This window comes from Escherichia sp. MOD1-EC4550 (genome assembly GCF_963876935.1).
GTDB lineage: Bacteria > Pseudomonadota > Gammaproteobacteria > Enterobacterales > Enterobacteriaceae > Escherichia > Escherichia coli_F.
Genome location: NZ_CAWNSE010000053.1, coordinates 66,089 through 79,970, shown reverse-complemented (window position 1 = coordinate 79,970; position 13,882 = coordinate 66,089). Strand labels below are relative to the sequence as shown.

Here is a 13,882-nt window from a genome sequence, read left to right as displayed (position 1 = left end):
CGAAAAGGCTAAAATCACACGTCTTGTGACCTGCTAAATTGATTCACATGCTAAATCTGATAAGTTTTAATTTCAATGGTAGGTTTATTTCTTAGCTTTCGCTAGTAAACTGATAATCAGACAAAATGGTGACATGAGGGACATTGTGGACCCTGTATTCTCTATCGGTATCTCATCATTATGGGATGAGCTGCGACATATGCCAGCAGGCGGCGTCTGGTGGTTTAACGTCGATCGCCATGAAGATGCTATCAGTCTGGCGAATCAAACAATTGCATCCCAGGCTGAAACCGCACACGTCGCGGTCATTAGCATGGACAGCGATCCGGCGAAAATCTTTCAATTAGATGATTCTCAAGGGCCGGAAAAAATAAAATTATTTTCAATGCTAAATCATGAAAAAGGTCTATACTATTTGGCCCGTGATTTGCAGTGTTCTATTGATCCCAATAATTACCTTTTTATTCTTGTTTGCGCAAATAACGCATGGCAAAACATTCCTGCCGAGCGGCTTCGCTCATGGTTGGATAAAATGAATAAATGGAGCAGGTTAAACCATTGTTCGCTTTTGGTAATTAATCCCGGAAATAATAACGATAAACAATTTTCATTGTTGCTTGAGGAATACCGTTCACTTTTTGGTCTTGCCAGTTTGCGTTTTCAGGGCGACCAACATTTGCTGGATATTGCCTTCTGGTGCAACGAAAAAGGGGTCAGCGCCCGTCAGCAGCTTAGCGTTCAGCAACAAAATGGTATCTGGACATTAGTTCAAAGCGAAGAGGCGGAGATCCAACCACGCAGCGACGAAAAACGCATTCTGAGTAATGTTGCTGTACTGGAAGGTGCGCCGCCGCTATCGGAACACTGGCAACTGTTCAACAATAACGAAGTTCTGTTCAATGAAGCCCGTACCGCTCAGGCGGCGACGGTGGTCTTTTCTTTACAGCAAAATGCGCAAATCGAGCCACTGGCCCGCAGCATTCATACTCTGCGTCGCCAGCGCGGTAGTGCGATGAAAATCCTCGTACGGGAAAATACCGCAAGCCTGCGCGCCACCGATGAACGTTTGTTATTGGCCTGCGGTGCAAATATGGTTATCCCGTGGAATGCGCCACTCTCCCGCTGTCTGACGATGATCGAAAGCGTGCAAGGGCAGAAGTTTAGTCGCTATGTGCCGGAAGATATCACTACCTTGCTGTCAATGACCCAGCCGCTCAAACTACGTGGTTTCCAGAAGTGGGATGTGTTCTGTAATGCCGTTAACAATATGATGAATAACCCTCTCTTGCCTGCACATGGTAAAGGCGTTCTGGTTGCCCTACGTCCGGTACCGGGTATCCGCGTTGAGCAAGCCCTGACGCTGTGTCGCCCTAACCGTACCGGCGATATCATGACCATTGGCGGTAATCGGCTGGTGCTGTTTCTCTCATTCTGTCGGATTAACGATCTGGATACCGCGTTGAATCATATTTTCCCATTGCCGACTGGCGACATTTTCTCAAACCGTATGGTCTGGTTTGAAGATGATCAAATCAGTGCAGAGCTGGTGCAGATGCGCCTGCTTGCCCCAGAACAATGGGGCATGCCGCTGCCTTTAACGCAAAGTTCTAAACCGGTCATCAATGCCGAGCACGATGGTCGCCACTGGCGAAGAATACCAGAACCAATGCGACTGTTAGATGATGCTGTGGAGCGCTCATCATGATGACCATCAGCGATATCATTGAAATTATTGTCGTTTGCGCACTGATATTTTTCCCGCTGGGCTATCTGGCGCGGCACTCTTTGCGACGCATTCGCGACACCTTACGTTTGTTCTTTGCTAAACCTCGTTATGTTAAACCGGCCGGGACGTTACGCCGCACGGAAAAAGCCAGGGCAACCAAAAAATGACTCAATTTACGCAAAATACCGCCATGCCTTCTTCCCTCTGGCAATACTGGCGCGGCCTTTCCGGCTGGAACTTCTATTTTCTGGTTAAGTTCGGCCTGTTGTGGGCGGGATATCTTAACTTCCATCCGCTCCTCAATCTGGTGTTTGCCGCGTTTCTGCTGATGCCCATTCCGCGCTACAGCCTGCATCGCTTACGCCACTGGATTGCCCTGCCGATCGGCTTTGCTTTGTTCTGGCATGACACCTGGTTGCCTGGCCCGGAAAGCATAATGAGCCAGGGTTCGCAGGTGGCGGGGTTCAGTACCGATTATTTAATCGACCTTGTCACACGCTTTATTAACTGGCAGATGATTGGGGCCATTTTTGTTTTATTAGTGGCTTGGTTATTCCTGTCACAATGGATTCGCATTACCGTTTTTGTGGTTGCCATTCTGCTATGGCTGAACGTACTTACCCTAGCGGGACCAAGTTTCTCCTTGTGGCCTGCCGGTCAACCGACGACCACTGTAACAACGACGGGTGGTAACGCAGCGGCAACCGTTGCGGCGACGGGTGGCGCACCGGTAGTGGGTGATATGCCCGCACAAACTGCACCGCCAACAACGGCGAACCTTAACGCCTGGCTGAATAATTTCTATAACGCGGAGGCGAAACGTAAATCGACCTTCCCGTCTTCGCTGCCCGCTGATGCTCAGCCATTTGAACTACTGGTGATTAATATCTGTTCGCTTTCCTGGTCGGATATTGAAGCCGCCGGGTTGATGTCGCATCCGCTGTGGTCGCATTTCGATATTGAGTTCAAGAACTTTAACTCCGCCACCTCCTACAGTGGCCCGGCGGCGATCCGTTTACTGCGCGCCAGCTGCGGGCAGACTTCGCACACTAATCTGTATCAACCGGCAAATAACGACTGCTATCTGTTTGATAACCTGTCGAAACTGGGCTTTACCCAGCACCTGATGATGGGACATAACGGCCAGTTCGGCGGTTTTTTGAAAGAAGTTCGCGAAAATGGCGGCATGCAGACCGAATTGATGGATCAAACAAATCTGCCGGTTATTTTGCTGGGCTTTGATGGTTCGCCGGTTTATGACGATACCGCCGTGCTTAACCGCTGGCTGGACGTTACCGAAAAAGATAAAAACAGCCGTAGTGCCACGTTCTACAACACGCTTCCACTGCATGACGGCAACCATTATCCGGGCGTCAGCAAAACAGCGGATTACAAAGCGCGAGCGCAGAAATTCTTTGATGAGCTAGACGCCTTCTTTACTGAACTGGAGAAATCGGGTCGTAAAGTGATGGTGGTAGTGGTGCCGGAACACGGTGGCGCGCTGAAGGGCGACAGAATGCAGGTATCTGGCCTACGTGATATCCCTAGCCCGTCTATCACAGACGTCCCCGTTGGGGTGAAATTCTTCGGCATGAAGGCACCACATCAGGGGGCACCGATTGTCATCGACCAACCGAGCAGCTTCCTGGCTATCTCCGATCTGGTGGTTCGCGTTCTTGATGGTAAGATTTTCACCGAAGACAATGTTGACTGGAAAAAACTCACCAGTGGGTTGCCACAAACAGCACCGGTCTCCGAGAACTCAAATGCAGTAGTTATTCAATACCAGGATAAACCGTACGTTCGCCTGAACGGCGGCGACTGGGTGCCTTACCCGCAATAAGAACGAAAAAGGCCGCAGAGTTTCACCCCTGCGGCCTGATCCGGGCGCAAATTGCCATTACGGCAGCCTGACGCCCGCATGACACGTTACTTCCGCTTATTCAGCGAGTTCACGATCAGACTGGCAAGAATGCCAGCAATGACCGGAGCCGCTAAATCATGCCAGAAGGCCATGCCCAGCTCTGCGAGCGTCATATAGCCGCCTCTGTTGTAATGACAACGTTTCGCGGCTATTCTTGAGTTGTTTGGGTTCAAGATTAGCCCCCGTGATGTTGTCAGGTGCATACCTGCAACGTGCGGGGGTTTTCTCTCTCCAGCAACCAATGCCACCAGGGATAAAGCCCCCGCAACATTGCGCCTCACCGGAACCCTTCCGGCTTGCCGCTGATTCTACGACTGTTTTTCTGTTCCGGAATCCATCACTTCTTCACTCTGTGCTGCGCATTCCGCAGAATATTATCCGCTTGCAACCGTTGCATTTTTCTTACGAAAAAGGCCGCAGAGTTTTATCCCTGCGGCCTGGTCCGGGCGCAAATTGCCATTACGGCAGCCTGACGCTCGTCCGACACGTTACTTCCGCTTGTTCAGCCAGTTCACGATCAGACTGGCAAGAATGCCAGCAATGACCGGAGCCGCTAAATCGTGCCAGAAGGCCATGCCCAGCTCTGCGAGCGTCATATAGCCGCCAGTGTTGTAATGACAACGTTTCGCGGCTACTCTTGAGTTGTGTAGGTTCAAGAATGGCCCCCGTGGTGTTGTCAGGTGCATACCTGCAACGTGCGGGGGTTTTCTCTCTCCAGCAACCAATGCCACCAGGGATTAAGCCCCCGCAACATTGCGCCTCACCGGAACCCTTCCGGCTTGCCGCTGATTCTACGACTGTTTTTCTGTTCCGGAATCCGTCACTTCTTCACTCTGTGCTGCGCATTCCGCAGAATATTATCCGCTTGCAACCGTTGCATTTTTCTTACGAAAAAGGCCGCAGAGTTTTATCCCTGCGGCCTGATCCGGGCGCAAATTGCCATTACGGCAGCCTGACGCCCGTCTGACACGTTACTTCCGCTTGTTCAGCCAGTTCACGATCATGCTGGCAAGAATGCCAGCAATGACCGGAGCCGCTAAATCATGCCAGAAGGCCATGCCCAGCTCTGCGAGCGTCATATAGCCGCCTCTGTTGTAATGACAACGTTTCGCGGCTATTCTTGAATGGTCTAGATGCAAGAATGGCCCCCGTGGTGTTGTCAGGTGCATACCTGCAACGTGCGGGGGTTTTCTCTCTCCAGCAACCAATGCCACCAGGGATAAAGCCCCCCGCAACATTGCGCCTCACCGGAACCCTTCCGGCTTGCCGCTGATTCTACGGCCATTTTTGTTCGTCGAAATCCATCACTTCTTCACTCTGTGCTGCGCATTCCGCAGAATATTATCCGCTTGCAACCGTTGCATTTTTCTTACGAAAAAGGCCGCAGAGTTTTATCCCTGCGGCCTGGTCCGGGCGCAAATTGCCATTACGGCAGCCTGACGCCCGTCTGACACGTTACTTCCGCTTGTTCAGCCAGTTCACGATCAGACTGGCAAGAATGCCAGCAATGACCGGAGCCGCTAAATCATGCCAGAAGGCCATGCCCAGTTCTGCGAGCGTCATATAGCCGCCTGTGTTGTAATGACAACGTTTCGCGGCTATTCTTGAGTGGTCTAGGTTCAAGATTAGCCCCCGTGATGTTGTCAGGTGAATATCTGCAACGGGCGGGGGTTTTCTCTCTCCAGCAACCAATGCCACTAGGGATTAAGCCCCCGCAACATTGCGCCTCACCGGAACCTTTCCGGCTTGCCGCTGCTTTTACGATTGCTTTTTACCGTCAGCACCCGGCAATCTTCCTCATTGCGTGATGCCTTCCAGCTTAATTTCTTTATTTGCAATAGTTGCAGTTCATATCCGGGCTGACTCCAGACTGGTAGTGAAATGCGCAATTTTGTAGAATTGCGCCTCCTCGCGACCTCCCCAGTGAATCTGTTGCCTCATTTTTTACATACTGCGTATTCGACTTCTCCACCTGTTGCGCAAGAGAAACTGGGTTTATTCATTTTTGCGAGGCCGACTTCTTTCTGGACAGGACTTTATGCAGCACAACACACTACCGAAACACGATCAGAAAATGCCGTTTACACGCTACGACTTCGGCTGGGTTTTATTATGCATAGGCATGGCGATTGGTGCCGGAACCGTGCTGATGCCAGTACAAATTGGCTTGAAGGGAATTTGGGTATTTATTACCGCAGCGATCATTGCTTATCCTGCCACCTGGGTAGTGCAGGACATTTATTTAAAAACCCTTTCTGAAAGCGATTCCTGTAATGACTACACCGATATTATCAGTCATTACCTGGGGAAGAACTGGGGAATTTTCCTCGGGGTTATCTACTTTTTGATGATTATCCACGGGATTTTTATCTACTCTCTCTCCGTGGTTTTCGACAGCGCCTCGTACCTGAAAACCTTCGGTTTAACCAATGCCGATCTTTCACAATCTCTACTTTATAAAGTCGCCATTTTCGCCGTACTGGTGGCAATTGCGTCTGGTGGTGAACGATTACTGTTTAAGATTTCCGGGCCAATGGTGGTGGTCAAAGTAGGGATTATCGTCGTGTTCGGTTTTGCGATGATCCCGCACTGGAATTTCGCCAATATAACCGCCTTCCCGCAAGCCTCCGTCTTTTTCCGCGATGTCCTGCTTACCATTCCCTTTTGCTTCTTTTCTGCGGTATTTATTCAGGTACTTAACCCAATGAATATTGCCTATCGTAAACGGGAAGCGGATAAAGTACTGGCAACCCGGCTCGCGCTGCGTACCCACCGAATTAGTTATGTCACGCTCATCGCGGTGATCCTGTTTTTTGCCTTTTCGTTTACCTTCTCAATTAGCCACGAAGAAGCCGTTTCTGCCTTTGAACAAAATATCTCGGCACTGGCACTGGCCGCGCAGGTGATCCCTGGGCATATCATTCATATCACCTCTACGGTGCTGAATATCTTTGCCGTACTGACCGCATTCTTTGGCATTTATCTCGGTTTCCACGAGGCCATTAAAGGCATTATTCTCAATCTGTTAAGCCGAATTATTGATACCAAGAAAATTAACTCACGCATGCTGACTCTGGCGATCTGCGCTTTTATCGTCATTACGTTGACGATTTGGGTTTCGTTTCGTGTATCGGTGCTGGTGTTCTTTCAGTTGGGAAGCCCGTTATATGGCATTGTGTCGTGCCTCATTCCATTTTTCCTGATCTATAAAGTCGCACAACTGGAAAAACTTCGCGGGTTTAAAGCCTGGATGATTCTGCTGTACGGCATTTTGTTATGCTTGTCGCCACTGTTGAAGCTGATTGAGTAAACCGGAGCGCATGGCCCCGGTTTTGTGAGTTACCGCTGCGGATTTTCATCCTGATCAACAGCAAAACAAGCTACCAGTTGACCGCCGTAGTCTTTTAGCTGCGGCTGCAACTGGGTGCAGGGGCCGAAGCGCCGACGACAGCGGGCGTTAAACGCGCAGCCCGGCGGTGGATTGAGCGGGCTTGGCAGTTCACCGGTGAGCTTGATGCGCTCGCGGCGATCGTCCGGGTTCAGGCGCGGCGTCGCGGAGAGTAGCGCCTGTGTGTACGGATGTCGCGGATTATTGAAGATTTGCTCCTTCGTCCCCTTCTCCACGCAGCGGCCCAGGTACATCACCATCACTTCATCAGCAATGTGTTCCACCACCGACAGGTCGTGAGAGATGAAGACATAAGACAGCCCCAGTTCCTGCTGCAAATCCATCATCAGATTCAGCACCTGCGCACGTACCGAGACGTCCAGCGCGGAAACCGGTTCATCGGCAATCACCACATCCGGGTCGAGCATCAGACCACGGGCGATGGCGATACGCTGACGCTGACCGCCGGAGAACATGTGCGGATAGCGATCGTAATGCTCGGTTTTCAGGCCGACTTTCGCCATCATCGACAACGCTTTTTCCCGACGCTGTTCTTTGCTTAAACCGGTGTTGATCAGCAGCGGCTCTTCGAGAATTTGACCGACTTTTTTACGCGGATTCAGCGAGCCATAGGGATTCTGGAAGACGATCTGGATTTTCTGCCGACGCAACTTCTGCGCCTGCGGATCGTGCTTGAGCAGATCCTGCCCCTGGTAATACAGTTCGCCGCCGGTAGGTGTTTCGATCATCGTCAGTAGCCGACCGAGGGTCGATTTACCGCAGCCAGATTCACCTACTACTGCCAGCGTCTTGCCACGTTCAAGATTAAACGAAACGCCGTCCAGCGCCTTCACCAGACGTTCCGGCGCGAACATGCCTTTCTTCACCGGATAATGTTTTTTCAGGTCGATAGCCTGCAACAGCGGTTGTTGCAGGGTGGCCTCTTGCGTACTCATAGTGTGGGCCTCCCGGCATCATCAAGTGGGTAATGGCATTTGGACTGACGCCCGTCAGCGAGCATATTCAGCGCCGGTTCTTCAGCGCGGCATCTGTCAGTGGCATAGGGGCAACGCGGGTTAAGCAGGCAGCCATTCGGACGGTCGTATTTGCCAGGAACGACGCCAGGCAACGACGCCAGACGTTCTTTGTCCTGGGCAAATTCCGGCAGCGCGCGCAGCAATGCCTGAGTATACGGATGACGCGGTGCATGGAAGATGGCGTGGGCATCGCCCGTTTCCACCACCTGGCCTGCATACATGACGATGATTTTATGCGCCGCTTCCGCCACCAGCGCCAGGTCATGGGTAATCAACACCAGCGCCATGTTCTCTTTCTGCTGCAACTCCAGCAGCAGTTCGATGATTTGTGCCTGAATTGTCACGTCCAGCGCGGTGGTCGGCTCATCGGCAATCAGCAGTTTTGGTCGACAGGCAATCGCCATGGCGATCATCACACGCTGGCTCATGCCGCCAGAAAGCTGATGCGGGTAAACATCCAGACGCGAAGCCGGATCGGGAATACCGACCTGATTCAGCAGGTCAATCGCCCGCTGACGGCGAGTGCTCTTATTACCGCCCTGATGCACCTTAATTGCTTCCATAATCTGGAAACCAACGGTGTAGCACGGGTTAAGGCTGGTCATCGGGTCCTGAAAGATCATCGCCACTTCGGCACCCACCAGGTTGCGGCGCTCTTTTTCCGAGATACGCTGCAAATCCTGGCCGTTAAACTCCAGCTTTTCTGCCATCACGCGGCCCGGATAATCAATCAGCCCCATAATCGCCAGTGAACTGACCGACTTACCGGAGCCAGATTCACCCACAATCCCGACCACTTCGCCCTGTTTTACGCTGTAGCTGATGCGGTCTACGGCGCGGAACGGTGCGCTTTCGTCGCCGAAATGCACCGATAATTTATCTACATTTAATAACGCCATCTCGAACCTCTTACTGCTTCAGTTTGGGATCGAGCGCGTCACGCAGACCGTCACCCATCAGGTTAAATGCCAGCACCGTCAGCAGGATCGCCAGACCGGGGAAGGTTACGACCCACCAGGCGCTTTGCGCGAACTGCAATACGTCGGAGAGCATGGTGCCCCACTCCGGTGTTGGCGGCTGCGCCCCCATACCGAGGAAACCAAGAGCAGCCATATCGAGAATGGCGTTAGAGAAACCGAGCGACGCCTGAACAATCAGCGGCGCAAGGCAGTTCGGGAAGATGTTAATAAACATCTGGCGCATCGCCCCGGCCCCCGCCACGCGAGACGCGGTGACGTAATCGCGATTCACCTCCACCAGCACGGCGGCGCGGGTTAAGCGCACATAGTGCGGCAGCGCAACAAAGGTCAGCGCCAGCGCGGCGTTACCAATCGACGGACCGAAAATTGCCACCAGCACAAGCGCCAGCAGCAGACTTGGCAGCGCCAGCATGATATCGACCACGCGCATGATGATGTTATCAACCAGACCGCCAAAGTAACCGGCGATCAGGCCGAGAATAACGCCCATAATCAGCGACAACACCACCACCAGACAACCAACCAGCAGCGACAAGCGCGCGCCGTACATCAGCCGCGACAGCACATCACGGCCTACGTCATCGGTGCCCAGCAAGTGCGCCATGCTGCCGCCTTCCTGCCAGGCTGGCGGGGCGAGCAGTGCATCGCGGAACTGTTCCGCCGGGTTATAGGGTGCAATCCAGTTGGCAAAGATCGCGATAAACAGCACGATGACGACGTAAACCAGCCCGACAACCGCGCCTTTATTGCGTTTAAAATAGTGCCAGAACTCCTGTAACGGGGTCATCGGCACCGGTGCGCTAATCACTTTATTTTCAGTAACCTGTGACATGATGTCCCCTTACTTCTTATGACGAATACGCGGGTTCACCACGCCGTACAGCAGATCGACCAGCAGGTTGACGAGGATAATCATCGTCGCCACCAGTAATACGCCTCCCTGCACTACCGGATAATCGCGGCGTTGCAGCGCGTCAATCAACCAGCGCCCCAGACCTGGCCACGAGAAGATGGTTTCGGTCAGAATCGCGCCTGCCAGCAATGTTCCCACCTGCAGGCCGATAACGGTCACCACCGGCAGCATGGCATTACGCAGCGCATGGACGATAATCACCCTAAGGCGGGTTAGCCCTTTGGCACGCGCGGTGCGGATGTAATCCTCGCCCAGCACTTCCAGCATCGAGGAGCGCGTCATACGTACAATGACCGCCAGCGGGATAGTACCCAGCACAATGGCGGGCAAAATCATATGGGCGACAGCATCAATAAAGTTGCCGTCTTCACCCCAGATGGCGGTGTCGATCAGCATAAAACCGGTTAACGGATTGGAATCATCGAGGAACACCATGTCGCTCACGCGACCGGAGACAGGCGTCAGGTTCCAGTGCACCGAAACCAGCATGATCAGCATCATGCCCCACCAGAAGATCGGCATCGAGTAGCCGGTCAGCGCCAGGCCAACGGCTGTATGATCGAAAATAGAACCACGTTTAACCGCAGCCAGCACACCAACCGGAATACCGACCGCGGTAGCAAAAATCATCGCACAGACGCCAAGTTCCAGCGTGGCCTGGAAGCGCGGCACGAACTCTTCCCAAACCGGGATGCGGCTTTTCATCGAAATGCCTAAATCACCGTGCATTACACCCCAAATGTAATTGAGATACTGCTGCCACATCGGTTTATCCAAGCCGAGTTCTGCCAGCAATTGTGCGTGACGCTCTGGGGAGATCCCACGTTCACCCGCCATGATCATCACCGGATCGCCCGGGATCATGTGGACAAAGGCAAATGTGAGAAGGGTAATACCGATAAACGTGGGGATGACGAGTCCCAAACGTCGGAGAATAAACTGCAACATAACCCGGATTCTCTGTAGTGACCCGCAGCCTGGAACTGCGAGTCTGTATTGCTCACAAATCAATTCCCGCCCTTATAGGACAAGGAATTAAGTATTGCTGCCGGATGGCGCTGCACTTAAAGGCACAGCACCACCGGGTATGCAGATTGTTGACAAAGTACGCTTTTGTCATGCCGGATGCGGCGTGAACGCCTTATCCGACCTACAAAATCGTGCAAACTCAATACATTGCAGAACTCTCGTAGGCCTGATAAGCGGAGCGCATCCGGCAGTTTTGCGTTTGCCATCAACCTTGTATGGCTTTTAATTATTCGATAGAGACGTTTTCGAAGTGATGTTTGCCTAATGGATCAACCACATAGCCTTTAACTTCTTTGCGTACCGGTTCAAACACGGTGGAGTGAGCGATGATCAGTGCCGGAGCCTGATCGTGCATCACGACCTGTGCTTGTTTGTACAATTCAACACGCTTGTTGTGGTCGTCGGTAGCACGCGCCGGTTGAATCAGATCTTCAAACGGTTTGTAGCACCATTTTGAGTAGTTGGAGCCTTGTTCAGAGGCAGCGCAGCTAAACAGGGTAGCGAAGAAGTTATCCGGATCCCCGTTATCGCCAGTCCAGCCCATCATTACCGTCTGGTGCTCGCCATCTTTTGCACGCTTGAGGTACTCACCCCATTCGTAGGTAACGATTTTCGCTTGTACGCCGACTTTCGCCCAGTCTGCCTGAATCATCTCTGCCATGCGACGAGCGTTCGGGTTATACGGACGTTGTACCGGCATTGCCCACAGGTCGATAGAGAAGCCTTTTTCCAGACCCGCTTCTTTCAGCAAGGCTTTCGCTTTTTCAGGATCGTAGGTGTAGTCCTGAACATCATCGTTATAGCCCCACATGGTTGGCGGGATCAGGTTTTTCGCTGATACGCCAGCGCCCTGATACACTGCTTTGATAATCGCGTCTTTGTTCACCGCATAGGTCAGTGCCTGGCGAACTTTCACGTCATCCAGTGGTTTTTTCTGCACGTTATACGAGAGATAGCCGACGTTCAGCCCCGGCATTTCCATCAGGTTGATGGATTTATCCTGCTTCATGCGGGCGATATCTGCCGGGTTCGGGTACGGCATCACCTGGCATTCATTTTTCTGCAATTTAGCGTAACGCACGGAAGCGTCAGGGGTAATAGAGAAGACCAGCGTATCGATCTGTGGTTTGGTGCCCCAGTAGCCATCAAACGCTTTGTAGCGAATACGGGAATCTTTTTGATATTGCTGTAACTGGAACGGGCCGGTGCCGATTGGGTTGAGGTCCAGTTTTTCCGGCGTACCGGCTTTCATCATCGCGTCAGCATATTCTTTTGACAGAATAGAGGCGAAGTCCATTGCAAGGTCAGCAAGGAACGGCGCTTCCGGGCGAGTCAGCACAAACTGAACGGTGTTGTCGTCCACCTTTTTCACTTCGCTGATCAGCTCCGGCAAGCCCATACCTTCGAAGTATTCGTAGCTGCCGCCTGAAACTTTATGGTACGGGTTTTGCGCGTTTTTCTGACGATCGAACGAGAACACCACGTCATCGGCATTCAGTTCGCGCGTCGGTTTGAATTCTTTGTTGTTATGCCACTTCACACCTTTACGCAGATGGAAGGTATAGGTTTTACCGTCTTCGCTGACTTCCCACTTTTCAGCGAGGCCCGGAATCACTTCAGTGGTGCCGATTTTAAATTCAACCAGGCGGTTATAAAGCGGTACGGAAGAGGCGTCATAGGTGGTGCCGGAGGTAAACAGCTGCGGGTTAAACCCTTCCGGAGATCCTTCTGAGCAATAAACCAGAGTTTTAGCCTGAACACTTGCTGCGACGGTCATAGCCACCAGGCTGAGACCAAGCTTCAGCATCCCTGACTTTTTCAAGGAAATACGCATTATTCTGCTCCAATTGTGATGTTTGTTGTTTTAACCCTTTGCAGTGGGTTGTCGCTGCCTGACCTTTTTTGTTTTTTACCCGGTCGGGTCAACGTTATGAGGTGGGGATGCCGTACTAATTAACATCAGTGTAACAGTGCGGATCCTCCATAAAATGCCCCTCGTGACCTACAATCTGTCAACAGAATGTGAAAACGTCAATACAGCCAACCGGGATTTACACCAACGGTGAGAATCCACAAACAAAGATTAAAAAAACTTCAAACAGCTATTTGCAGCAGAGAAATTTGTGCTACGCCAACATAACCAGAACAATCAGCTTAATATTTAGCAACATTTGGTGATTAAGTTTTATGCATTTAATGAAAAAAATCTGAGGAAAAGATGGATATCTGAGCGATTAATACCATGAACGCTAAAACGCACAGCGGAAAATGCCAGCGCCAGCCATAAGTAACGCAAAAAAAGATTTAAGCAAATATAAAAAAAGACAATGGATTCTGTCACAAATCCGTTAATGGATAGTGAGATGTGGGGCGCAAATTTGGCAGGGAAATATGTGGTGTGTTGCCGTTTAGATCGGATAAGACAGGTACGCTGTATCCGACAATGAATGCGGGGCCGTTTTGGTCGGTGCCAGAGGATTACTCGCCACTGCGGGCCGTTGCTGCCACAACGTTCTCTCGCTTTGCTGGAGTCGAACCTCCCTGCCCCCGGAAGTTCTCATCCTCTTCAGGCCGCAGAAAGCAAAAAACCAGCCCGTAGGCTGGTTTTTCTAAATTGGTCGGTGATAGAGGATTACTCGCCACTTCGTGGCTCGCCCTGCGGGCCGTTGCTGGCGCAACGTTCTCTCGCTTCGCTCGAGTCGAACCTCCCCGCCCCCGGAGGTTCTCATCCTCATGGGCTTCAAATGCAAAAAAGCCTGCTCGCTGAGCAGGCTTTTCGAATTTGGTCGGTGATAGAGGATTCGAACCTCCGACCCCTTCGTCCCGAACGAAGTGCGCTACCAGGCTGCGCCAATCACCGAATGCGGGGCGCATCTTACTGCGCA

Annotated in this window: 13 protein-coding genes, 1 tRNA gene and 2 other RNA genes; 4 read left to right on the top strand and 12 right to left on the bottom strand. The window is 51.9% G+C overall.

From position 1 onward, the window contains the following. Positions 1–133: 133 nt before the first annotated feature. From bcsE to bcsG, 3 genes are read left to right on the top strand one after another with little or no spacing between them, the layout of a single operon-like run. On the top strand, positions 134–1,705 hold the full coding sequence (bcsE, locus tag AACU19_RS22425; RefSeq protein WP_001204923.1) for a cellulose biosynthesis c-di-GMP-binding protein BcsE: 1,572 nt from the start codon (positions 134–136) through the stop codon (positions 1,703–1,705). Further along, the gene (gene bcsF, locus AACU19_RS22420) at positions 1,702–1,893 is read left to right on the top strand and encodes a cellulose biosynthesis protein BcsF (protein ID WP_000988308.1); all 192 of its coding nucleotides are present in this window, start codon (positions 1,702–1,704) and stop codon (positions 1,891–1,893) included. Before bcsE ends, bcsF begins: the two co-directional genes overlap by 4 nt. Further along, positions 1,890–3,569: a cellulose biosynthesis protein BcsG gene (bcsG, locus tag AACU19_RS22415; protein ID WP_000191596.1), complete on the top strand. Its 1,680-nt coding sequence runs from the start codon at positions 1,890–1,892 to the stop codon at positions 3,567–3,569. Before bcsF ends, bcsG begins: the two co-directional genes overlap by 4 nt. 86 nt (positions 3,570–3,655) lie before the next feature. Here the strand turns inward: bcsG and AACU19_RS22410 are convergent, their stop codons facing one another. From AACU19_RS22410 to AACU19_RS22395, 4 genes are all read right to left on the bottom strand, one after another. Beyond that, complete coding sequence (locus tag AACU19_RS22410) at positions 3,656–3,763, bottom strand: type I toxin-antitoxin system toxin Ldr family protein (protein ID WP_000170736.1); 108 nt, start codon at positions 3,761–3,763, stop codon at positions 3,656–3,658. A gap of 375 nt (positions 3,764–4,138) precedes the next feature. Continuing rightward, entirely contained in the window at positions 4,139–4,246 is a 108-nt protein-coding gene (locus tag AACU19_RS22405) for a type I toxin-antitoxin system toxin Ldr family protein (RefSeq protein ID WP_000170738.1), read from the bottom strand. A 375-nt stretch (positions 4,247–4,621) separates the two neighbouring features. Continuing rightward, on the bottom strand, positions 4,622–4,729 hold the full coding sequence (locus AACU19_RS22400; RefSeq protein WP_001295224.1) for a type I toxin-antitoxin system toxin Ldr family protein: 108 nt from the start codon (positions 4,727–4,729) through the stop codon (positions 4,622–4,624). A 376-nt stretch (positions 4,730–5,105) separates the two neighbouring features. After that, complete coding sequence (locus AACU19_RS22395; protein WP_000170738.1) at positions 5,106–5,213, bottom strand: type I toxin-antitoxin system toxin Ldr family protein; 108 nt, start codon at positions 5,211–5,213, stop codon at positions 5,106–5,108. A gap of 475 nt (positions 5,214–5,688) precedes the next feature. On the opposite strand from AACU19_RS22395, the gene AACU19_RS22390 reads away from it, so the two are divergent. Continuing rightward, positions 5,689–6,960: an aromatic amino acid transport family protein gene (locus tag AACU19_RS22390; RefSeq protein ID WP_105278559.1), complete on the top strand. Its 1,272-nt coding sequence runs from the start codon at positions 5,689–5,691 to the stop codon at positions 6,958–6,960. Positions 6,961–6,989: 29 nt separating this feature from the next. On the opposite strand, the gene dppF is transcribed toward AACU19_RS22390, so the two are convergent. The 8 genes from dppF to AACU19_RS22350 form a co-directional block, all read right to left on the bottom strand. After that, the gene (gene dppF, locus AACU19_RS22385; RefSeq protein ID WP_105278558.1) at positions 6,990–7,994 is read right to left on the bottom strand and encodes a dipeptide ABC transporter ATP-binding subunit DppF; all 1,005 of its coding nucleotides are present in this window, start codon (positions 7,992–7,994) and stop codon (positions 6,990–6,992) included. Further along, the gene (dppD, locus tag AACU19_RS22380; RefSeq protein WP_001196486.1) at positions 7,991–8,974 is read right to left on the bottom strand and encodes a dipeptide ABC transporter ATP-binding protein; all 984 of its coding nucleotides are present in this window, start codon (positions 8,972–8,974) and stop codon (positions 7,991–7,993) included. Before dppD ends, dppF begins: the two co-directional genes overlap by 4 nt. Positions 8,975–8,984: 10 nt before the next feature. Then, positions 8,985–9,887 (bottom strand): dipeptide ABC transporter permease DppC, encoded by a 903-nt coding sequence (gene dppC, locus AACU19_RS22375; RefSeq protein ID WP_000084677.1) that lies wholly within the window; start codon positions 9,885–9,887, stop codon positions 8,985–8,987. A 9-nt stretch (positions 9,888–9,896) separates the two neighbouring features. Beyond that, positions 9,897–10,916, bottom strand: a complete 1,020-nt coding sequence (gene dppB / locus AACU19_RS22370; RefSeq protein WP_105278557.1) for a dipeptide ABC transporter permease DppB — start codon at positions 10,914–10,916, stop codon at positions 9,897–9,899. Between the two features lie 307 nt (positions 10,917–11,223). After that, on the bottom strand, positions 11,224–12,831 hold the full coding sequence (gene dppA, locus AACU19_RS22365; protein ID WP_001222892.1) for a dipeptide ABC transporter substrate-binding protein DppA: 1,608 nt from the start codon (positions 12,829–12,831) through the stop codon (positions 11,224–11,226). Positions 12,832–13,458: 627 nt separating this feature from the next. Further along, positions 13,459–13,579, bottom strand: a non-coding RNA gene (locus tag AACU19_RS22360) — RtT sRNA. A 33-nt stretch (positions 13,580–13,612) separates the two neighbouring features. Continuing rightward, positions 13,613–13,746: non-coding RNA, RtT sRNA (locus tag AACU19_RS22355), on the bottom strand. A 34-nt stretch (positions 13,747–13,780) separates the two neighbouring features. Continuing rightward, positions 13,781–13,857: transfer RNA gene (locus tag AACU19_RS22350), tRNA-Pro, on the bottom strand. Between the last annotated feature and the right edge of the window lie 25 nt (positions 13,858–13,882).